Source organism: Streptomyces sp. ADMS, assembly GCF_033441795.1.
Classification (GTDB): Bacteria; Actinomycetota; Actinomycetes; order Streptomycetales; family Streptomycetaceae; genus Streptomyces.
This window is the reverse complement of record NZ_JAVFVX010000130.1, coordinates 1-18,504: the sequence shown is the minus strand read 5'-3', so window position 1 is coordinate 18,504 and position 18,504 is coordinate 1. Positions and strand designations below refer to the sequence as shown.

The 18,504-nt window shown below is 71.4% G+C and carries 18 protein-coding genes and 1 pseudogene; 6 read left to right on the top strand and 13 right to left on the bottom strand.

Annotation, left to right across the window (positions count from 1 at the left end; translation table 11 throughout):
• Positions 1-136 precede the first annotated feature (136 nt).
• A complete protein-coding gene (locus RB628_RS34825; RefSeq protein WP_318324630.1) occupies positions 137-379 on the bottom strand; it encodes a hypothetical protein in 243 nt (80 codons plus the stop codon).
• Between the two features lie 151 nt (positions 380-530).
• Here RB628_RS34825 and RB628_RS34820 point away from each other — a divergent pair, with 151 nt between their 5' ends.
• Positions 531-2,357 carry an ABC transporter ATP-binding protein gene (locus RB628_RS34820; protein WP_318324629.1) on the top strand — a complete coding sequence of 609 codons (1,827 nt, stop codon included), beginning with the start codon at positions 531-533 and terminating at the stop codon, positions 2,355-2,357.
• Positions 2,358-2,455: 98 nt separating this feature from the next.
• Positions 2,456-5,830, top strand: coding sequence for a pyruvate carboxylase (locus RB628_RS34815; RefSeq protein ID WP_318324628.1), 3,375 nt, complete (start codon positions 2,456-2,458; stop codon positions 5,828-5,830).
• A gap of 379 nt (positions 5,831-6,209) precedes the next feature.
• Here the strand turns inward: RB628_RS34815 and RB628_RS34810 are convergent, their stop codons facing one another.
• The 6 genes from RB628_RS34810 to RB628_RS34785 all read right to left on the bottom strand — a co-directional run bounded on the left by RB628_RS34810 (position 6,210) and on the right by RB628_RS34785 (position 11,586).
• A complete protein-coding gene (locus RB628_RS34810; RefSeq protein ID WP_318324627.1) occupies positions 6,210-8,039 on the bottom strand; it encodes an ABC transporter ATP-binding protein in 1,830 nt (609 codons plus the stop codon).
• A 271-nt stretch (positions 8,040-8,310) separates the two neighbouring features.
• Positions 8,311-8,466 (bottom strand): hypothetical protein, encoded by a 156-nt coding sequence (locus tag RB628_RS34805; RefSeq protein WP_318324626.1) that lies wholly within the window; start codon positions 8,464-8,466, stop codon positions 8,311-8,313.
• 209 nt (positions 8,467-8,675) lie between these two features.
• Positions 8,676-9,203: an NUDIX hydrolase family protein gene (locus RB628_RS34800; RefSeq protein WP_318324632.1), complete on the bottom strand. Its 528-nt coding sequence runs from the start codon at positions 9,201-9,203 to the stop codon at positions 8,676-8,678.
• 90 nt (positions 9,204-9,293) lie between these two features.
• Positions 9,294-10,004: a response regulator transcription factor gene (locus RB628_RS34795; protein ID WP_318324631.1), complete on the bottom strand. Its 711-nt coding sequence runs from the start codon at positions 10,002-10,004 to the stop codon at positions 9,294-9,296.
• Positions 10,005-10,495: 491 nt separating this feature from the next.
• The gene (locus RB628_RS34790; RefSeq protein ID WP_318324625.1) at positions 10,496-11,182 is read right to left on the bottom strand and encodes an ABC transporter ATP-binding protein; all 687 of its coding nucleotides are present in this window, start codon (positions 11,180-11,182) and stop codon (positions 10,496-10,498) included.
• 35 nt (positions 11,183-11,217) lie between these two features.
• Positions 11,218-11,586, bottom strand: a complete 369-nt coding sequence (locus tag RB628_RS34785) for a DUF4333 domain-containing protein (protein WP_318324624.1) — start codon at positions 11,584-11,586, stop codon at positions 11,218-11,220.
• Positions 11,587-11,739: 153 nt separating this feature from the next.
• Here RB628_RS34785 and RB628_RS34780 point away from each other — a divergent pair, with 153 nt between their 5' ends.
• From RB628_RS34780 to RB628_RS34770, 3 genes are read left to right on the top strand one after another with little or no spacing between them, the layout of a single operon-like run.
• Positions 11,740-12,906, top strand: coding sequence for a sensor histidine kinase (locus RB628_RS34780; protein ID WP_318324623.1), 1,167 nt, complete (start codon positions 11,740-11,742; stop codon positions 12,904-12,906).
• Positions 12,907-12,960: 54 nt separating this feature from the next.
• Entirely contained in the window at positions 12,961-13,104 is a 144-nt protein-coding gene (locus RB628_RS34775; RefSeq protein ID WP_318324622.1) for a hypothetical protein, read from the top strand.
• Positions 13,101-13,421 carry a hypothetical protein gene (locus tag RB628_RS34770; protein WP_318324621.1) on the top strand — a complete coding sequence of 107 codons (321 nt, stop codon included), beginning with the start codon at positions 13,101-13,103 and terminating at the stop codon, positions 13,419-13,421. Before RB628_RS34775 ends, RB628_RS34770 begins: the two co-directional genes overlap by 4 nt.
• 239 nt (positions 13,422-13,660) lie before the next feature.
• On the opposite strand, the gene RB628_RS34765 is transcribed toward RB628_RS34770, so the two are convergent.
• The 3 genes from RB628_RS34765 to RB628_RS34755 all read right to left on the bottom strand — a co-directional run bounded on the left by RB628_RS34765 (position 13,661) and on the right by RB628_RS34755 (position 15,382).
• The gene (locus RB628_RS34765; protein ID WP_318324620.1) at positions 13,661-14,143 is read right to left on the bottom strand and encodes a DNA starvation/stationary phase protection protein; all 483 of its coding nucleotides are present in this window, start codon (positions 14,141-14,143) and stop codon (positions 13,661-13,663) included.
• Between the two features lie 36 nt (positions 14,144-14,179).
• Positions 14,180-14,422 (bottom strand): WhiB family transcriptional regulator, encoded by a 243-nt coding sequence (locus tag RB628_RS34760; RefSeq protein WP_318324619.1) that lies wholly within the window; start codon positions 14,420-14,422, stop codon positions 14,180-14,182.
• Between the two features lie 69 nt (positions 14,423-14,491).
• Positions 14,492-15,382, bottom strand: coding sequence for an alpha/beta hydrolase (locus tag RB628_RS34755; RefSeq protein WP_318324618.1), 891 nt, complete (start codon positions 15,380-15,382; stop codon positions 14,492-14,494).
• A gap of 157 nt (positions 15,383-15,539) precedes the next feature.
• Here RB628_RS34755 and RB628_RS34750 point away from each other — a divergent pair, with 157 nt between their 5' ends.
• A complete protein-coding gene (locus RB628_RS34750; protein ID WP_318324617.1) occupies positions 15,540-16,322 on the top strand; it encodes a sulfite exporter TauE/SafE family protein in 783 nt (260 codons plus the stop codon).
• 175 nt (positions 16,323-16,497) lie between these two features.
• Here the strand turns inward: RB628_RS34750 and RB628_RS34745 are convergent.
• The 3 genes and pseudogenes from RB628_RS34745 to RB628_RS34735 all read right to left on the bottom strand — a co-directional run.
• Positions 16,498-16,901 (bottom strand): annotated as a pseudogene (locus RB628_RS34745) (MFS transporter); the annotation flags it as partial.
• 85 nt (positions 16,902-16,986) lie between these two features.
• Positions 16,987-17,775 (bottom strand): precorrin-6A synthase (deacetylating), encoded by a 789-nt coding sequence (gene cobF, locus RB628_RS34740; RefSeq protein ID WP_318324616.1) that lies wholly within the window; start codon positions 17,773-17,775, stop codon positions 16,987-16,989.
• Between the two features lie 48 nt (positions 17,776-17,823).
• On the bottom strand, positions 17,824-18,357 hold the full coding sequence (locus RB628_RS34735; RefSeq protein WP_318324615.1) for a DUF309 domain-containing protein: 534 nt from the start codon (positions 18,355-18,357) through the stop codon (positions 17,824-17,826).
• Between the last annotated feature and the right edge of the window lie 147 nt (positions 18,358-18,504).

Here is an 18,504-nt window from a genome sequence, read left to right as displayed (position 1 = left end):
TGAAACCTGCCTGCCGCAGCAGCCGTACATGCGCGGACAGGGGCAGCCCGGTTCCGCCGCCCGCGCCGTTCCGCGGCGGCGTTCGGCGAGCAGGTCCGCGAGCTCCGGCTTGTCGGCCGCGCCCGCCCACCAGGGTTTATCCGCCACCGACGTCCACCGCCCGCGGACGCAGCCCCCGGCTCCGGCACTTTTCCAGAACCGTGAGACAGCCCTCAAGGGCCGTTGCCTTCTCGGTAGGACTGGTGGTGTCCAAGTGGTGGGCCACGCTGTGCAGTTCCACCGTGTCACCGTGCCGTTCGACCGCCTCCAACAGGCCGTCCACCTCTGGTACGGGCGCGCCGAAGCGACTGCGCCGGCTCAGTACCGTCGTGTCAGCCACCGTCGCAGAATGCGACGACCCCCGCAGCTGCCGTCGGCCACATCGTCGGCCGAGAAAAACGCTTGGACTCCCCGGGCGGCGACGCGGGACACTGCGATGCCCGAATGCCCGAAATACGCGCCGGGCCGGCTTACGACACCACAGGGTTGGGATGGGATCGCCTGAATCGCGCGAGGTCTCGCCGGGCAAGGGCCCGGTGCTCCTCGCACTTCGTTACTACGGACGGGAGTTGGCCCGCCTCCGGCGGCTGACGGCACCCGCGATGCTGCTGCCGGCGCTGGGCAACATCGGCCTCTACTACATCGCGCCGCTGGTCGTCGCGAAGCTCGTCGGCCGTATCGCCGGCGACGACATCATCACCTTCGGCTCGGCGCTGCCCTACGTCCTCGGCTTCGCCGGCGTCCTGCTGCTCTCGGAGGTGCTGTGGCGCATGGGCCTGCACTGTCTGAACCGCGTTGACGCCCGCGGGATCGAGCATCTGTACGTGATCGGCATGGACGAGTTGTTCGCCAAGGACGCCGCGTTCTTCCACGACAACTTCGCCGGGTCGCTGACCAAGCGGGTACTGAGCTTCGCCTCCCGGTTCGAGGAGTTCGTCGACACACTGACCTTCCAGGTCGTGGGCAGCCTCGTGCCGCTCGTGTTCGGGTCGGTGGTGCTGTGGCGTTACGAACCACTGCTCGTAGTCGGCCTGTTGACGATGATCACCCTGACGGCGCTGTGCGTGATGCCCCTCGTCCGGCGCCGTCAGGCACTCGTCGACAAGCGCGAGGAGGCGATCGCCCGGGTGTCAGGCCATGTCGCCGACAGCCTGATGAACATGGACACGGTCCGGGCGTTCGCGGCCGAGGAGCGGGAGGCCGCCGAGCACCGGTCCCGGGTCGCCGTGTCGCGGCGGCTCATGCTGAGGTCGTGGGACTACGGCAACCTGCGCATCGACACCCTGGTCGCACCCCTGTCCGTGCTGACCAACGCCCTGGGCCTGCTGCTCGCGGTCACCCTCGGCGGGGGAGAACACGGCGTGGAGGCGGTCGTCGTCGCCTTCACGTACTACGCCAACGCGACGCGGATCATGTTCGAGTTCAACCAGATCTACCGCCGGCTGGAGAGCTCGATGACGGAGGCCGCGCAGTTCACCGAACTGCTGCTGACCTCGCCCACCGTGCTCGACCCGGCGTCGCCGGAGGCCCTGCGGTCCCAGGCCGCCGACGTCCGTTTCGAGAACGTGACCTTCGCCCACGCGGGCGCGGAGCCGCTCTTCCGGGGGCTCGACCTGGCGGTGCCCAGCGGGGCGAAGTTCGGCCTCGTCGGCCGTTCCGGCGGGGGCAAGACCACGCTCAGCCGGCTCCTGCTGCGGATGACGGACATCGACGCCGGCCGGATCCTGATCGGGGGCCAGGACATCAGCCGGCTGCGCCAGGCGGACCTGCGCGGCCTCATCGGCTACGTGCCGCAGGACCCGGCGATGTTCCACCGCACCCTGCGGGACAACATCGCGTTCGCCCGGCCGGACGCCACCGACGCCGATATCCGCCGTGCGGCCGGGGCTGCGCACGTCACGGAGTTCGCCGACGCGCTGCCGGACGGCTTCGACACCATGGTGGGCGAGCGCGGGGTCAAGCTGTCCGGCGGGCAGCGTCAGCGGGTCGCTCTGGCCCGGGCGATCCTGCGCGACGCGCCGATCCTGCTGCTCGACGAGGCCACCAGCGCCCTCGACTCCGAGAGCGAGGTCCTCGTCCAGGAGGCGCTGTGGCGGCTCATGGAGGGACGGACGGCGCTCGTGGTGGCGCACCGGCTCAGCACGGTCGCCACCATGGACCGGCTCGTCGTCCTCGACCGGGGACGGATCGTCGAGCAGGGCACGCACCAGGAGCTGCTCGCGTCGGAGGGTGCGTACGCGAAACTGTGGCAGCACCAGTCGGGCGGCTTCCTCGACGATCCCGTCGACGACAGCCCGGCGCGGGCCGACCTGCACTGAAGGCGGTCATGCTGGGTAGGAGTGGCCCGGTTCACATGGCGCGAGCCGGGCCAGGCCGACACCATGGTCGCGTCACCGGCAGGCTGAAGGGATCCAGGATGTTCCGCAAGGTGCTGGTCGCCAACCGTGGTGAGATCGCGATTCGCGCGTTCCGCGCCAGCTATGAGCTGGGCGCGCGGACCGTGGCCGTCTTCCCGCACGAGGACCGCAATTCACTGCACCGGTTGAAGGCCGACGAGGCCTACGAGATCGGCCTGCCGGGACACCCGGTACGCGCGTACCTCTCCGTGGAGGAGGTCGTCCGCGCGGCGCGACAGGCGGGAGCGGACGCCGTGTATCCGGGCTACGGGTTCCTGTCCGAGAACCCCGAGCTGGCGCGCGCCTGCGAGGAGGCCGGCATCACGTTCGTCGGGCCGAGCGCGGACACTCTGGAGCTGACCGGCAACAAGGCGCGCGCGGTGGCCGCCGCCCGCGCGGCCGGCGTACCGGTGCTGGGCTCCTCGGCGCCCTCCACGGACGTGGACGAACTCGTCCGCGCCGCAGAGGAGGTCGGCTTCCCCGTCTTCGTCAAGGCGGTCGCCGGCGGTGGCGGGCGCGGCATGCGGCGGGTCGAGGAACCCGCCCAGCTGCGCGAGTCCATCGAGGCCGCGGCGCGCGAGGCGGCCTCCGCGTTCGGTGACCCCACGGTCTTCCTGGAGAAGGCCGTCGTCGAGCCGCGCCACATCGAGGTGCAGATCCTCGCCGACGGGCAGGGCAACGTCATCCACCTGTTCGAGCGCGACTGTTCGGTGCAGCGGCGCCACCAGAAGGTGATCGAGCTGGCCCCCGCGCCGAACCTCGACCCGGACCTGCGGGACCGGATCTGTGCCGACGCCGTGCGGTTCGCCCGGGAGATCGGCTACCGCAACGCCGGCACCGTGGAGTTCCTGCTCGACCGTGAGGGCAACCACGTCTTCATCGAGATGAACCCGCGCATCCAGGTCGAGCACACGGTGACCGAGGAGGTCACCGACGTCGACCTGGTGCAGTCCCAGCTGCGCATCGCCTCCGGCGAGACCCTGGCCGACCTCGGGCTCTCCCAGGAGACCGTCACTCTGCACGGTGCCGCGCTGCAGTGCCGTATCACCACCGAGGACCCCGCCAACGGTTTCCGCCCGGACACCGGCAGGATCAGCGCGTACCGCTCGCCCGGCGGCTCCGGAATCCGGCTGGACGGCGGCACCACCCACGCCGGCACGGAGATCAGCGCGCACTTCGACTCGATGCTGGTCAAACTCACCTGCCGGGGCCGTGACTTCGGGACCGCCATCGGCCGGGCCCGGCGTGCCGTGGCCGAGTTCCGCATCCGCGGCGTGGCCACCAACATCCCGTTCCTGCAGGCCGTGCTCGACGACCCGGACTTCCGGGCCGGCCAGGTCACGACGTCGTTCATCGAGAAGCGGCCCCACCTGCTCACGGCACGTCACTCCGCCGACCGCGGTACGAAGCTGCTCACCTACCTCGCCGACGTCACGGTGAACAAGCCGCACGGTGAACGGCCCGAGCTGATCGACCCGGTCACCAAGATCCCGACCCTGCCGGACACGGAACCGCCCGCCGGTTCCCGGCAGCGCCTCGTCGAACTGGGTCCGGAGGGATTCGCCCGGTGGCTGCGCGAGTCACCGGCCATCGGCGTCACCGACACCACGTTCCGCGACGCCCACCAGTCGCTGCTGGCCACGCGGGTCCGTACCAGGGACATGCTCGCCGTCGCCCCGGTGGTGGCGCGGACCCTGCCCCAACTGCTGTCCCTGGAGTGCTGGGGCGGCGCCACCTACGACGTCGCGCTGCGCTTCCTGGCCGAGGACCCCTGGGAACGCCTGGCCGCGTTCCGCGAGGCGGTGCCGAACATCTGTCTGCAGATGCTGCTGCGCGGCCGCAACACCGTGGGCTACACGCCGTACCCGACGGAGGTGACCGACGCCTTCGTGCAGGAGGCCGCGGCCACCGGCATCGACATCTTCCGGATCTTCGACGCGCTGAACGACGTCGGGCAGATGCGGCCCGCCATCGACGCCGTGCGAGAGACGGGAACAGCGGTCGCCGAGGTCGCCCTGTGCTACACGGCCGACCTGTCCGACCCGTCCGAGCGGCTCTACACCCTGGACTACTACCTCCGGCTGGCCGAGCAGATCGTCGACGCGGGCGCCCACGTCCTGGCCGTCAAGGACATGGCCGGCCTGCTGCGGGCCCCGGCAGCCGCGACCCTCGTATCGGCGTTGCGCCGCGAGTTCGACCTGCCGGTGCACCTGCACACCCACGACACCGCGGGCGGTCAGCTCGCCACCTACCTCGCCGCGATCCAGGCCGGCGCGGACGCGGTCGACGGCGCGGTGGCGTCGATGGCGGGCACCACCTCGCAGCCGTCACTGTCGGGCATCGTCGCCGCGACCGACTACTCCGAGCGGCCCACCGGGCTGAGCCTGCAGGCCGTGGGCGACCTGGAGCCGTACTGGGAGAGCGTCCGAAAGATCTACGCACCGTTCGAGGCGGGCCTCGCCTCGCCGACCGGGCGGGTCTACCACCACGAGATCCCCGGCGGACAGCTGTCCAACCTGCGCACCCAGGCGGTCGCGCTGGGCCTCGGCGACCGCTTCGAGGAGATCGAGGCGATGTACGCCGCCGCCGACCGGATCCTCGGCCGGCTGGTGAAGGTCACCCCCTCGTCGAAGGTGGTCGGTGACCTCGCGCTCCACCTGGTGGGCGCCGACGTCTCGCCGGAGGACTTCGAGGCCACGCCGAACAGGTTCGACATCCCCGACTCCGTCATCGGCTTCCTGCGCGGCGAGCTGGGCAACCCGCCCGGCGGCTGGCCGGAGCCGTTCCGCACCAAGGCACTGGAGGGCCGCGCCGCACCCAAGCCCATGGCGGAACTGACCGCGGACGACCGTACGGGACTGGTGAAGGACCGCCGGGCGACCCTCAACCGCCTGCTGTTCCCGGGGCCGGCACGCGAGTACGAGACACACCGTCAGACCTACGGCGACACCAGCGTGCTGGACAGCAAGGACTTCTTCTACGGGCTGCGTCCCGGGAAGGAGTACGCCGTCGACCTCGAACCGGGCGTACGGCTGCTCATCGAGCTGGAGGCCATGGGCGAGGCCGACGAACGCGGCATGCGCACCGTGATGTCCACGCTGAACGGCCAACTGCGGCCGATCCAGGTGCGTGACACCGCGGTGTCCTCCGACATCCCGGTGACGGAGAAGGCGGACCGGACCAACCCCGGGCATGTCGCCGCGCCGTTCGCCGGAGTGGTGACACTCGCTGTCGCCGAGGGGGACGAGGTGGCGGTCGGCGCCACGGTGGCCACCATCGAGGCGATGAAGATGGAAGCCGCGGTCACCGCCTCGAAGGCCGGGAAGGTGACGAGGCTGGCCATCACCAGTATCCAGCAGGTGGAGGGCGGCGATCTGCTCGTCGAGATCGCCTGATCGAGAGGTGGCCCTGGTGCTCCTGAAAGTCCTCAGGAGCACCAGGGGTTCCGCCCCCCACCCGGGCAAACCTGGGCAACGAGCCGTATCCGCCGTGCGGCGTCGGTCGGGGGTGCACCCGTGCTTGTCGGCGACGGCCGCCAATGCCTTCATACGCGCGCGGGACCGTCGTAGGCGCAACGCCTGCTCGATCTGTGCTCACCCCTGCTCGTCGTCGCCGGGTGCCGATGGCAGCGGGCGCACGGCCGACCGGACGAACTCGGTGGTCGTCTGGCCGTACCGCTTCTCGAAGGCACGGATGAAGTGAAGTGACTGCTGTCCGCGAACCGCCAGTGGACGGCGACTTCGACACGCTCGGCAGGCCGACCGGAGCGGTCAGCTACGTCGGCATGGAACTCGTCGCCGTCTGAGGGGGTGTTCGTGCCCAGGACGCCTGTCCGCCGCGGTGGACGGCGTACGGGGGAGGCGTGAGCAAGGGCGGGAACGGCTCGGCCCGGTCCGTGGACGTCTTCTCCCTTCGGGAGCTGTGCAGGCGGGCGTAGGTGCCGCCCAGGGCGAGGAGTTCGTCGTGGCGCCCGGTCTCCGTGACGCGGCCCTGGTCGATGACGAGGATGCGGTCGGCGTCGGGGGCCAGGTCCAGGTCGTGCGTGATCACGATCGTGGTGCGGCCGGCCATCAGACGGCGCAGTGGTTCGACGATGCGGCGGGAGGCGATCGCGTCGAGCCCGGTGGTGGGCTCGTCGAGGACGAGGACCGGTGCGTCGCGCAGTACGGCCCTGGCGATGGCGAGGCGCTGCAACTGGCCGCCGGACAGCCGCGCCGAGTTGGGGTCGACCTGGGTGTCGTACCCGTCGGGGAGCGCGGTGATGAAGCCGTGTGCGTCGGCCGTACGGGCCGCCTCCTCGACGGCGTGGTCGCTGGCTCCGGGCCGGCCGCAGGCGATGTTGGCGCGGACCGTGTCGTGCAGGACCAGCGTCTCCTGCGGCAGCAGGGCGACGTACTCGCGCAGCCGGTCCAGCGGGAAGTCGGTCAGCGGGGTGCCGTCCAGGAGGACGGCGCCGGAGTCGGGGTCGTAGAAGCGCAGCAGGAGCTTGGAGAGGGTGGACTTGCCGGCGCCGCTCGGGCCCGTGACGATCACCAGTTCGCCCGGGCGCACGGTGAACGACAGCGCGTCGAGTGCCGTGGCGTCGGCGCCCGGATAGCGGAAGGAGACGTCGCGTATCTCGACGCTGCCGTCGGGCCGCCCGGTTCCGGTGCGGGCGGGGCCGGCCGGGTCGGAGACGGCGGGCCGGGCGTCCAGCACCTCGATGAGCCGTTCGGCTCCTGCCGTGGCGGCGGTGACGAGGAGGCCCAGCTGGGCGAGGCTGCGGATGGGCGGGTACAGGTAGCTGAGGAGGGCGGCGAACGCGAGCAGCTGGCCGAGCGTCATCTGTCCTTCGGAGATCTCCCAGACACCGATGCCGATCACGGCCAGCACACAGATCGTCTCGATGACCTGGACGAGCTGTCCGTACGCCTGGTTGAGTCGGGCCGAGCGTACGGAGGCCCGGAACCACGCGGTGGCCTCCTGCTTCAGCCGGCGCCGCTCGGCGTCCTCGCGGCCGTACGCCTGGGTGAGGACGAGGTTGCCGAGGGATTCCTCCACCACGGAGGTGACCGCGCCGTCGGCTACCCGGCCGTCCCGGGCGACGGACTTGACGCCGGCGGAGAACCTCCGTGCGGCCAGCCAGAACAGCGGGGCGAGGGCGAAGGTCGCCGCGGCGAGGTCCCACTGCAGCCAGAACGCGGCCGCCGCGTAGAAGACGGCACTGAACAGCGCGGACGCGGTACCGATGAGGCCGGAGACGGCCATCTGCTCGATGGCCTCGATGTCACCGGTCAGCCGGGAGAGCAGATCGCCCTGCCGGTGGCGCTGGAAGAAGTGCGGGGGCAGTTTCTGCACATGGTCGAAGACGCGCTCGCGCAGCCGCATCACGAACCGCTCCGACACCCACACGGAGAGGGAACCGCCCGCGTACCCGACGGCCGCGCCCACCACGGCGATGCCGAGCCACTGCGCGGCGGGTGTCCAGAAGGCGTCCAGCGAGCCGTTCTGCAGCGCGTTGTCGGTGAGGTCGCCGAAGAGCAGGATGGCGGACGTCTCGGCGAGCGCACCGAGTACGGTGCACAGCCAGACGGCCACGAGCCAGCGCCGCAGCCCCCTTGTCATGGGCCAGAAACGGCGGAAGGCTGTGCGCGCGGGGACGTCGGGGGTGGCGTACGGCTCGTATTCCTCGGCCTTTTCGCCCTTTTCTGAATTGATCGGAAACCCGTACGCGGACAATTCAATACCCGGCGGAACACTTCGAGGATGATCAATCCCTGAAAAACCCTTGGTCGCACGCATGATTCTCCTGTGATGCACACAGTGCTGCGGAGTGGAAACGCCGGGAGGGCCGGTGGAACACCACCGGCCCTCCCGTGTGAGCAGGGCTTGTACGTCAGTTGCCGGCTCGGGGCGGCACGGGCTCGCCCGGGCGCGGGCGCCGACGGCGCGCCTGCTGTGCGTCCTGCGGGGGCTGCGGGAACCGATTGGCGTTCGGGTCCGCGTTCGCGTTCCGACGGGGGGTGAGCGGGGCGACAACCCTGAAGCTCATACTGACTCCTTCTGAGTTTCCAGTACTGCACGGGGAATTCCGCGCGGGCGGACGAGGGGATCAGGACTGTCGCCCCGGGCCACCCCGCCGCCCGATGAAAGGAAACTTAACACGGCCCCGCACAGCGTTAGTGGAAATCCCAGAATTCAATTCCCATGGGAATGCTGTGCAAACCTTGGTAATTCCTGGGTATTGATTGTCCGCCCTGTTCAGGACAGGCGGCCGACATGCGCCAGGGCCTGCTTGAGGAGGACTCCCTGACCGCCCGGCATCTCGTTCTGGACCATGGGGGAGGAGGCCTCCTCCGGGCTGAACCAGACCAGGTCGAGGGCGTCCTGGCGGGGGCGGCAGTCGCCGGCGACGGGGACGATGTAGGCGAGGGACACAGCGTGCTGGCGCGGGTCGTGGAACGGGGTGACCCCCAGCGTCGGGAAGTACTCCGCGACGGTGAAGGGCTGCGGGGAGGCCGGGACCCTGGGCAGTGCCACCGGGCCGAGGTCCTTCTCCAGGTTGCGCAGGAGGGCGTCGCGCACGCGCTCGTGGTGCAGGACGCGGCCCGACACCAGAGCGCGGCTGACGTTGCCGTCCGATCCGATGCGCAGGAGCAGACCGATGCTGGTGACTTCGCCGTTGTCGTCGACGCGCACCGGTACGGCTTCGACGTACAGGATCGGCATCCGTGCGCGAGACTGTTCGAGCTCGTCGGGTGCCAGCCAGCCGGGCGTGGTTTCGATCATGTCAGACATTGGCTGATCGTACTTTCAACTCGTCCTGTTTCTGCAGAGCCGCTCCACGTCGAACGCGCCACATCCGAGTGGCCGCCGCCCTCACGCCTCCGGGCGCGCATGTCCGTTCTGCCAGGCCCACGCAGCGATCTCCACCCGGTTCCGCGCGGCCAGTTTCAGCTGCACGCTCGACAGATGCGTCTTGACCGTGGAGAGGGAGACGAACAGCGAGGCGGCGATCTCGGCGTTGGTGTGCCCCAGGGCGACCAGCCGGACCACGTCGAGTTCCCGTTCGGTGAGCGGTTCTCTGAGGGTCGCCGCGGAGACCGGGGCCAAGGCCGCCGGACGTGACTTGGTGGCCTGCGGGGCGGTGATGTGCTGGAGCAGACGGACCGTGACCGACGGTGACACAAGGGAGTCACCGGCCGCCGCCGCCCGTACCGCCTCCGCGAGCAGGGTGGGCCCCGAGTCCTTGAGCAGGAATCCGCAGGCGCCGCCGCGCAGTGCCCCGAACACGTACTCGTCGAGGTCGAAGGTGGTGACCACGACGACCCGCATCGGGTCGGCGACACCGGGGCCGGCCAGCAGCCGGGTCGCCTCCAGGCCGTCGAGTTTGGGCATCCGGATGTCCAGCAGGCACACGTCGGGACGCTCACGGCGAGCGAGTGCCACGGCCTCCTCACCGTCGGCGGCCTCGGCGACCACGGTGATGTCGGGCTGGGCGTCCAGGAAGAAACGGAAGCCGGTACGGACCATGTCCTGGTCGTCCGCGATCAGGACGCGGATCGGGGGGCTGGGCGGGGCGGGGGTCATGGCTCGATCATGCCTCAGGGGTGGGAGGGGGCGAGACGTGGCGTGAGGAAGGGGCCGAGGAGGAGACGTCGTACCGAGCGTCTGTACGGCGGTGCCCTGCCGGTCGGGGGCGGGGGTGCGCCAGGCGGTGGCGTGGGCGCGGGTGTCGCTGCCGAAGTAGGCGGCCGTCAGCACCAGCAGGATCAGCGCGCCGACGGCCGCGGCGCCGGCCGCGAGCAACTGGCTGTACAGGCCGCGGCGGCCGGAGCGGCGCGCGAGAAACCACGTCAGCTGTGGGACGGGCGAGGACATGAGGGCTCCGGATGATCGCGAGGGGCGGCGAGGCCGTGACCGGCAGACGTGAGGACGCGGGAGGGCGGAGCGGTTGGCGGTCGAGGGGCGCAGTCGGTGCCCGTGGCCGAGCGGAGGGCAGGAGGAAGCGGTGGCAGAGGGAGGGCAACGTGGTGTGGGGCCGCCTGCCGGGCAGGGCGTCGGAGCGCCGGACCGTGGGCTCAGGGAGTGACGGTGTACTGCTCGTGGCCCGATACGCGGCCGTCGCGGACCTGCAGGACGCGGTCGCAGTGGGCGGCGACGTCCGGGTCGTGCGTGACCATCATCAGGGAGGCGCCCTGCTCACGGGTGACCGAGGTCAGCAGCCGGACGACCTCCTCACTGGTGACCTGGTCCAGTGCGCCGGTCGGCTCGTCGGCGAAGACCACGTCCGGCTGGACGACCAGGGCGCGGGCGATCGCGACGCGCTGGGCCTGGCCGCCGGACAGCTGACCGGGGCGGCGCTTCTCCAGTCCGTCGAGGCCGAGCGGGGCGAACCAGCGGCGGGCGAGGGCGACCGCCCGGCCTCGGGGCATGCCGTTCAGCATCAGCGGCAGGGCGATGTTCTCCTCGGCGCGCAGTTCGGGCAGCAACTGGCCGAACTGGAACACGAATCCGAACTGCCTGCGGCGCAGTTCGCTCAGCCGGTTCTCCCCCAGGTTGTCGATGCGCTCGCCGTGCAGCAGGACCTCTCCGCCGTCCGGGCGTACCACTCCGGCCAGGGTGTGCAGCAGGGTCGATTTCCCGGACCCCGACGGGCCCATGATCGCCAGCGACTCGCGGACGGCGACCTTCACGTCCACGCCGTGCAGCGCGGTGGTGGAGCCGTACTTCTTGGTGAGGCCGAGACCGGCCAGGACAGTGCTCATGATCTTCTCGTTCTCCTCCGTGTCCTCGCCCCTGATCAGCGCTCGAACTTCCAGGTCACAGACGTGCCCGTCGCCTTGACCACCGTCACCGGGATGTCGATGTCCTTGCCCTTGCCGGTGTGGCCCGTGCACGTGATGCGCGCGCCGGCCACGGCCTTCAGACCGGTCGGGCAGGACACCTGGGAGACCTTCGTGCCCACCCAGGGGAGCGGGTGGAACCTGCTCTGGGCGCGGCCCGCGACGATGTCGCCCGACAGAGCCCTGTGGCCGGCCACCGTCACCGTCGTGTGGCTGTCCAACGCGGTCGTCGACTCGGTGCCCGCGAGCAGATAGGTTCCGACGCCGGCCAGGGCGACCGCGGTGGTCGCACCGCCGATCACGCCGATGAGGGCCTTGCGCTGCATGTCGTACTCCTGAAGGTGGGGCAGAGGGCGGGAAGTGGCTCCACTCTGTCCCGCGGACACGGGCGCGCGCCTCGGCCGTCCGGCCACCCCTCGCCGGCCGCCTCGACCATTCGGCCGATCCCGCCGTCGCCGTCCGCGCATACGGTGGCCCGCATGACATCGGATTCGCCCCGCGGCTGCGGCCGGGCCTTCGTCGTCGCGCTCCTGGTCATGGCCGGGATCATCGACATGCTCGACGCGGAGGAGAGCGGCTACGCGGTCTGGCCCCACGCGGTCGTCCTGCTGCTGGGGTTCGCCGCCCTGCTGTGGCCGGCCAGGCGGCGGCCGGAGTGGCTCACCCCGCAGCTGCGCACGGGCGCACCGGCCGTCGCCTCACTGGCGGTCACGGCGGGTTCGCTGCTGCTGACCCGCCAGGCACTGTTCGGTCCGGGCGAGGTCGCGGTCCTGCTGGGTCTGCTCTTCAGCGCGGTACGGCACTGTCCCCAGCCCTGGGCCGTGGTCTGCGGTGTCCTGAACGGTGCCGCGCTGCTCGGCACGCCCGCGCGCTTCTACCAGGACGACACGTCCAACCTGCTGGGCTTCATGATGGTGGCGCTCGTCCTGATCGGCCTCGTCGCCGGGCCGGCCGCGTTCCTGCGCACGCAGGACTACCGGAGGGCCGTGGCGGTGGTCGAGACGCGGCGGGCGGAACGGGTGGCGATCGCGGCCGACCTGCACGACTTCGTCGCCCACCATGTCACCGGCATCCTCGTCCAGACCCAGATGGCCCGCATGATGGCGAGCAGCCAGCCGGAGAACCTGGACACCGTCCTCGCGGGCATCGAACGCGCGGCCACCGAGGCCCTCGCGTCCATGCGCCGTACCGTCGGCGTGCTGCGCGACACCGGGCCGGACGCCGCCGATCGCAGGCCCGTCGGCGATCTGGCCGGTATCGCGGAACTGACGGACGGCTTCGCGAGCCCGGTCCAGCACGTCGCTCTCGACCGCGATCCCGCCGTACCGGACGACCTTCCCCACGAGGTGCAGGCGGCCGCGTTCCGGGTGGTCCAGGAAGCGCTGACGAACGTACGACGACACGCGGCCGACGCCACCGCGATCACCGTCCGGCTCCGGTACGTCGGCCGCCGACTGGAGGTCGGGGTGACCGACGACGGCCGGGGCGGCACCCAGCTCCCGGCCGCCGCGCACGGCGGCGGCTTCGGTCTGGTCGGTCTCTCCGAACGCGTCACTGCCCTGGGCGGGGACCTGCGCGCGGGGCCACCGACCGGACACACACAGGGGTGGGAGGTACGGGCGCTCTTCCCGACGGAGAAGGCGTGACACCGCACTCCATCGGTCGGAACCGGGCTGAACCCCGCGCGAGAGGAGCCGCCGGTGTCCGCCACCGCCCTGCCGCCCGTCGGGGCGCGCATCCGGCAGGCCCGCCCCGAACGCGGGGTGGGCCCGCGTGGGCTCGCCCGCGCGACCGGGGTCCTGGCCGGCGTGGGTTCGCCCGCAATCCGGCGTCGCACGTGGTGACGAGGTCACCTCACCGCCGCGAGGCCCGGCGCGCCGGCACGGTGGCCAAGGAGGCCGGCGCCCGGTGCCTGGCTTCGGCCTCTCGCAGCCCGGGGGTCATCACCGCTGCCCGGCGGGTCGGCCATCTCGTCCTCGCGGGCGTCTCGCGCGACGAGAACCGGGTCACCGCCTACCACATCGAAGCCGGCCTTCCCCTTCGGCACTCCCAACTCGCCGGCTGCACCGGGATCGTGCACACCCCGCGCCCACGTCTCCATGACGCCAGTGCCGGCTTGCATTTCGGCGGCCAGACCCGAGGAGGCCCTGCCCGGGCGTGACCGCGGTGGTGACCGTCAACGCCGTGCACCCGGGGGGCGGGGGCGACAGTCCGTACCGCCACGGCAGGCCGGCCGAGGTGCCGGCAGGCCTACGGGCCCGCAAGCCGACCGGCCGGCTCGCCACGATGGCCGACGGGGTGGACGCCGTGGGCTCCCTGCCGCGCAACCGACCGGTCCGTCAAGGCGTTGACCTGAGCGTGGACGGAAGCGGGCAGTCGGGCGCGGGCCAGGGAAACGGGTCAGTCGTCGCGCGCACCGTTCTCGGCCTCGAACATCCACCGCTGCTTCTCCAGCTCGGCCGTGATCCCGATCAGCAGGTCCTGTGTCACCGGATCGGACTTCTCCGTCACCTCGATGCGCTCACGCAGACGCCCGATCGCCGTCGCCAGCGCCTCGACGAGAAGCTGGACGACCTCCGTGTCCTGGAGCCAGCCGTCCTTCGGGCCCTGGAACACGGAGGCCGAGGCGACGGTTTCGGGGCGGCCGTCCGGCGCCACGCCCAGGGCCGCCGCGCGCTCCGCGACCGTGTCGGAGAACGCACGGGCCGCCGACACCACCTCGTCGAGGTGCAGGTGGATCGAACGGAACCTCGGCCCCACGATGTTCCAGTGGGCCTGCTTCCCGATCAGCGACAGTGCCAGCAGATCCACCAGTGTCTCCTGCAGGGCCTCACCGGTGACCCGGCGCTCCGGCTCGGGCAGGCTGCTCTTCACAACAGTCATGGGGTGCTCCTCCTAGTGGCTCGGCCCGGATTCTCGTTACCGGACCCGTTCTCTCGCGGTACGGAGCAGTGCGGCGCGTTCGCCATCGCAGGTGCCGCCCCACACGCCCGAGGTCTGACCGCTGCGCAGCGCCCAGTCCAGGCACTGCGGAGGCACCGGGCAGCGGGCGCACACGCGTTTCGCGGTGGCGGTGTCCCGCAGCGCCGGCCCTGCCGTGCCCACGGGGAAGAACAGTTCCGGGTCCTCTCCCACGCAGGCTGCCAGCCGCAACCACTCCATGGAGACGCGGGTGCCCAGGCCGGAGGGGCGGAAACGTGACGAAATCAGCCTCTGGAGGCGACAGAGCGATCAGCGGCCGGAGAGAGGCCGATCAGCCGGCCGGGAGGGGGATCGTCCCGCCCGGGTCGCGAGCACACGGTCCACGAAGGCGGTCAGCTCGGCGAAGGCTGCCGCCCGGTCCGTCTCCAGGAAGACCTCGTGCCGGGCGCCCGGAAAGATCCGCTCGGTCCAGTCGGTGCCGCGCAGTTCCTCGACACCGACGCGGCTCCCGGCGAGCGGGACGAGCCGGTCGTCGTCGCCGTGCAGCCACAGCAGCGGCAGCGGTCCGACGTCACCGCTCTTCGCCACGGTCTCCAGCGTCCGTACGAACGCCTTCAGCGTCGGCCGCTTCATCGGACCGTGCCAGACCAGCGGGTCGGCCGCGTACGCCGCCCCGACCGCGGGATCGCGGGACAGCGCGGCCGGGCTGATGGGCCGGTCGGGGACCTCGTCCAGCGCGAGCAGCCGCCCCGGGAGGTCCCAGCTGCCGAGTACGGGCGCCGACAGGACGAGCGCGGCGAGTTCGTCGCCGTACCGCTGCGCGAAGCGGGCCGCGATCAGGCCGCCGGCGGAGTGGCCGACCAGGACGACCGGTACGCCCGGGTGGGCGGCCCGGGCACGATCGGCGACGGAGTGCAGATCGGTGACGGCGTCCTCGAAGTCCTCGACCACCGCCCGTTCGCCCGCCGACCTGCCGTGCCCCTGGTGATCGGGGCCGAGGACGGTCGCGCCGTGGGCCACGAGGGCGCCGGCGAGTTCCCCGTAGCGGCCCAGGTGTTCGGCGTACCCGTGCGAGAGGAGGGCGAGGTAGCGGGGCGGATCGAGCGGACGGCCGGAATCACTTCGGGCGGAACGGGGCCACTCGCGTACGGCGATCGTGCCTCTGGTGCCCGTGAGGACGTACTCGCGGGACTCGGCCATGGCTCCTCCGGCTGCGTCGACGACGGTGTGCGTGGTCTGCGTGGATCTTCCCAGGGGCCGCGCGGCCGGTCCACGGCGACGCGTCGGGTGCGACAGGGGTCACCTGGCGAGACGGCCGTCACGGCGGCAGTTGGGTGGGCATAGCATCGGTGTCCGCATGAACACGATGACGCTCTGGCACATCACACACTGGGAGTTCGCCGCGCTCGCCGCCGCGGCGCTGCTCGTCGGCTTCTCCAAGACCGCTGTCAGCGGGGCCAACACGGTCAGTCTGGCGATCTTCGCGGCCGTCCTGCCCGCCCGCGAGTCCACCGGTGTGCTGCTGCCGATCCTGATCGCGGGGGACGTACTCGCCGTCCTGACCTACCGCAGACACGCCCACTGGCCGACCTTGTGGCGGCTGTTCCCGGCGGTCGCGGTGGGCGTGGTCGTCGGCACGGTGTTCCTGGTGTGGGCGGACGACGAGGTCGTACGGACCTCGATCGGGGCGATCCTGCTGCTGATGGCCGGGGTGACGGTGTGGCGCCGGCGGCGGGCGGAGGCCGAGCCGGACGGAGACGAACCTGACGGGGTGAGTACACCCGCCGGCCGCTTCAAGGCCCGCTCGTACGGTGTCCTCGGCGGCTTCACGACGATGGTCGCCAACGCGGGCGGCCCGGTCATGTCGATGTACCTCCTGTCGGCCGGTTTCCGGAAACTCGGCTTCCTGGGAACGTCGGCGTTCTTCTTCCTGATCGTGAACGTCTCGAAGGTGCCCTTCAGTGCGGGCCTCGGCCTGATCGACGGCCACTCGCTGCTGCTTGACGCGGCGCTCGTGGCGTTCGTGGTCCCCGGGGCGTTCATCGGCAAATGGGCTGTGAACCGAATCAACCAGCGGCTGTTCGAGCAGTTGGTGATCGCGGCGACGGTGCTGGGCGGAGCGCAGTTGCTACTGCGCTGATCAGCGAGGCCGGCTACGCACCGGACGTGCCCCCGCCCGACCCCGACTGCGGCCCCGCTCCCGCTCCCGCTCCCGGCCCCGCTCCCGCTCCCGCTCCCGGCCCCGCTCCCGCTCCCGCTCCCGCTCCCGCTCCCGCTCCCGCTCCCGGCCCCGCTCCCGCACCCGCACCCGACCCGGCTCCCGCCAGTGCCGGGGGCCGGCTTGGCAGGCTGCTGCTGAGGTCCTCCACCGGGAGACGTTGGGCGATGGCGTCCGCAGAAGCCCGCAGACCCTCGCCCGAGGGGCGCCCAGGTCCTGTTCCCCCCGGCCGCCAGGAGGCCCACGCTCTGCCGATCACCCCGGCCTCACGGGCGCCCGCCTCCGTGTGGGAGAAGAAGGAGCCCGCCCGGGTCAGGTAGCCCTCCTCGACCATGCGGTCGAAGACCGGGACGAGCACCTCGGGCGGCATGTGACGGCGGGCGGCGATCAGGCGAGGCCCGCGTGACCGACTATGCGGGTGAACAGCTCGACCTGCATCACGGCCCAGGCGCCCGCGCTGTCGAGCCGGGTGCCGGAGTCGCCGATGATCCGGCGCGCGGTGCGGTGGCCTCGGCGATGTCACGAGGTCACGATCACACCCGCGAAACACCCGTGCAAGGAGTGGCGGTCCGCTCGGGTGTCCCGTCTACGGCTGCTCGTGCCGGTCCTCTCCGGGGTTGCGCCGCAGCAGGTACGTGTCCATGATCCAGCCCTTGCGCTCACGCACCTCCGCACGCAGCCGCTCGATACGGGGCGCTGCCTCGGCGATCGGCCCGGAGACGAGGATCTCGTCCGGGGTGCCTATGTAGGCGCCCCAGTAGATGTCGATGTCCCCGTCGGCGTACTCCCGGAAGGCCTGATGGGCGTCAAGCATCACCACCACGTCGTCGACACCCGCCGGGAAACCCTCGGTGAGCCGCCGTCCGGTGGTGATCTGGACGGGCCGCGCGACCCGGTTGAGCCCCGTGCGGTGACGGGCTGCGAGCGCGGAGACGCTGCTGACACCGGGCACGACGTCGTACTCGAACTCCACCGCGCCCCGTCCGAGGACCTCCTCCAGAATCCCGAGCGTGCTGTCGTACAACGACGGATCGCCCCACACCAGGAACGCCCCGCTCTCGTCCGCGCCGAGTTCCTCGCCGATCAGCCGCTCGTAGATCCCGGCCCGGGCATGGCGCCAGTACCCGACCGCGGGGGAGTAGGCGGCACCCTCCGCGGTCCGGTCCCGGCCCGGATCGCGGGCCTCGACCAGGCGGTACGTCCCGTCCGGCACATGCGTGTCGAGCAGGTGCCGCCGCAGCCGCACGAGGTCGGACCTGGCCTCGCCCTTGTCGAGGAAGAAGAACACGTCGGTGCTCCGCAGCACCCTGACCGCCTGCAGGGTGAGCTGGTCGGGGTCGCCCGCGCCGATACCGATGACATGAATCCTCCGCATGCTCCCGAGTCTGCCGCACTCCACTGACAACGCGGCTGACTTCCCAGGTCAGCCGTCGGCGGTACGGCTCGACAACCGGGGTGCCCGAGCCCCCGCGTCGACGGGCACGGCCTCCCGCTCCACCTCCGCCGCCAGCTCCCGCGCCCAGGCGACGACGCCCGCGAGGTCCATCCCGTACGGCTGCGGACGCGCACCCACGGCGGCCCACTCCTCCACCGCGCCGGCTCCGCGCCGCAACAGCCGGACACCGCCCGTGACATTCCCGCGTGCGGCATGCGTGAGTCCCACGGCCAGCTGTGCGAGCCCCCGCCACAGGCCACGGTCTTCGTCCAGCCCCGACTTCCAGGCGTCCTCGAAAACTTCGTGCGCGTGGAAGGGTTTCCCCGCGTCCAGCAACGCCTGCGCCTCGGCGACGCTGTCCTCGGGAGGGCGTACGACCCCTTCGGGCTGCCGGGCCACCCCGCTCTCGCCGTACGGCAGCGGGCGCCCGAGCCCGTCCCGGGGCCGTGCGTTGCGCGCCCTCCCCTCCTCGTCCCGGTCCCGCCCGCCCATTCCTGCCCGATCCTCCGACGCACTGCTCATACACCGATTGTCGCGCGGACCCCGCTGCCTCCGGGGCAGCCCCTGACGTGGGGTAAGGTTCTGTTCGCGTGACCACGCGGGGCAACCGCGGGCGACGCACCGGGACGTGGCGCAGCTTGGTAGCGCACTTGACTGGGGGTCAAGGGG

What these genes read in the sequence shown, in the direction of transcription:
- RB628_RS34820 (WP_318324629.1), top strand. Translation starts at nt 531, where the DNA reads ATGGGATCGCCTGAATCGCGCGAGGTCTCGCCGGGCAAGGGCCCGGTG.
- RB628_RS34815 (WP_318324628.1), top strand. Translation starts at nt 2,456, where the DNA reads ATGTTCCGCAAGGTGCTGGTCGCCAACCGTGGTGAGATCGCGATTCGC.
- RB628_RS34810 (WP_318324627.1), bottom strand. Translation starts at nt 8,039, where the DNA reads ATGACAAGGGGGCTGCGGCGCTGGCTCGTGGCCGTCTGGCTGTGCACC.
- RB628_RS34805 (WP_318324626.1), bottom strand. Translation starts at nt 8,466, where the DNA reads ATGAGCTTCAGGGTTGTCGCCCCGCTCACCCCCCGTCGGAACGCGAAC.
- RB628_RS34800 (WP_318324632.1), bottom strand. Translation starts at nt 9,203, where the DNA reads ATGATCGAAACCACGCCCGGCTGGCTGGCACCCGACGAGCTCGAACAG.
- RB628_RS34795 (WP_318324631.1), bottom strand. Translation starts at nt 10,004, where the DNA reads ATGACCCCCGCCCCGCCCAGCCCCCCGATCCGCGTCCTGATCGCGGAC.
- RB628_RS34790 (WP_318324625.1), bottom strand. Translation starts at nt 11,182, where the DNA reads ATGAGCACTGTCCTGGCCGGTCTCGGCCTCACCAAGAAGTACGGCTCC.
- RB628_RS34785 (WP_318324624.1), bottom strand. Translation starts at nt 11,586, where the DNA reads ATGCAGCGCAAGGCCCTCATCGGCGTGATCGGCGGTGCGACCACCGCG.
- RB628_RS34780 (WP_318324623.1), top strand. Translation starts at nt 11,740, where the DNA reads ATGACATCGGATTCGCCCCGCGGCTGCGGCCGGGCCTTCGTCGTCGCG.
- RB628_RS34765 (WP_318324620.1), bottom strand. Translation starts at nt 14,143, where the DNA reads ATGACTGTTGTGAAGAGCAGCCTGCCCGAGCCGGAGCGCCGGGTCACC.
- RB628_RS34760 (WP_318324619.1), bottom strand. Translation starts at nt 14,422, where the DNA reads ATGGAGTGGTTGCGGCTGGCAGCCTGCGTGGGAGAGGACCCGGAACTG.
- RB628_RS34755 (WP_318324618.1), bottom strand. Translation starts at nt 15,382, where the DNA reads ATGGCCGAGTCCCGCGAGTACGTCCTCACGGGCACCAGAGGCACGATC.
- RB628_RS34750 (WP_318324617.1), top strand. Translation starts at nt 15,540, where the DNA reads ATGAACACGATGACGCTCTGGCACATCACACACTGGGAGTTCGCCGCG.
- cobF (WP_318324616.1), bottom strand. Translation starts at nt 17,775, where the DNA reads ATGCGGAGGATTCATGTCATCGGTATCGGCGCGGGCGACCCCGACCAG.
- RB628_RS34735 (WP_318324615.1), bottom strand. Translation starts at nt 18,357, where the DNA reads ATGAGCAGTGCGTCGGAGGATCGGGCAGGAATGGGCGGGCGGGACCGG.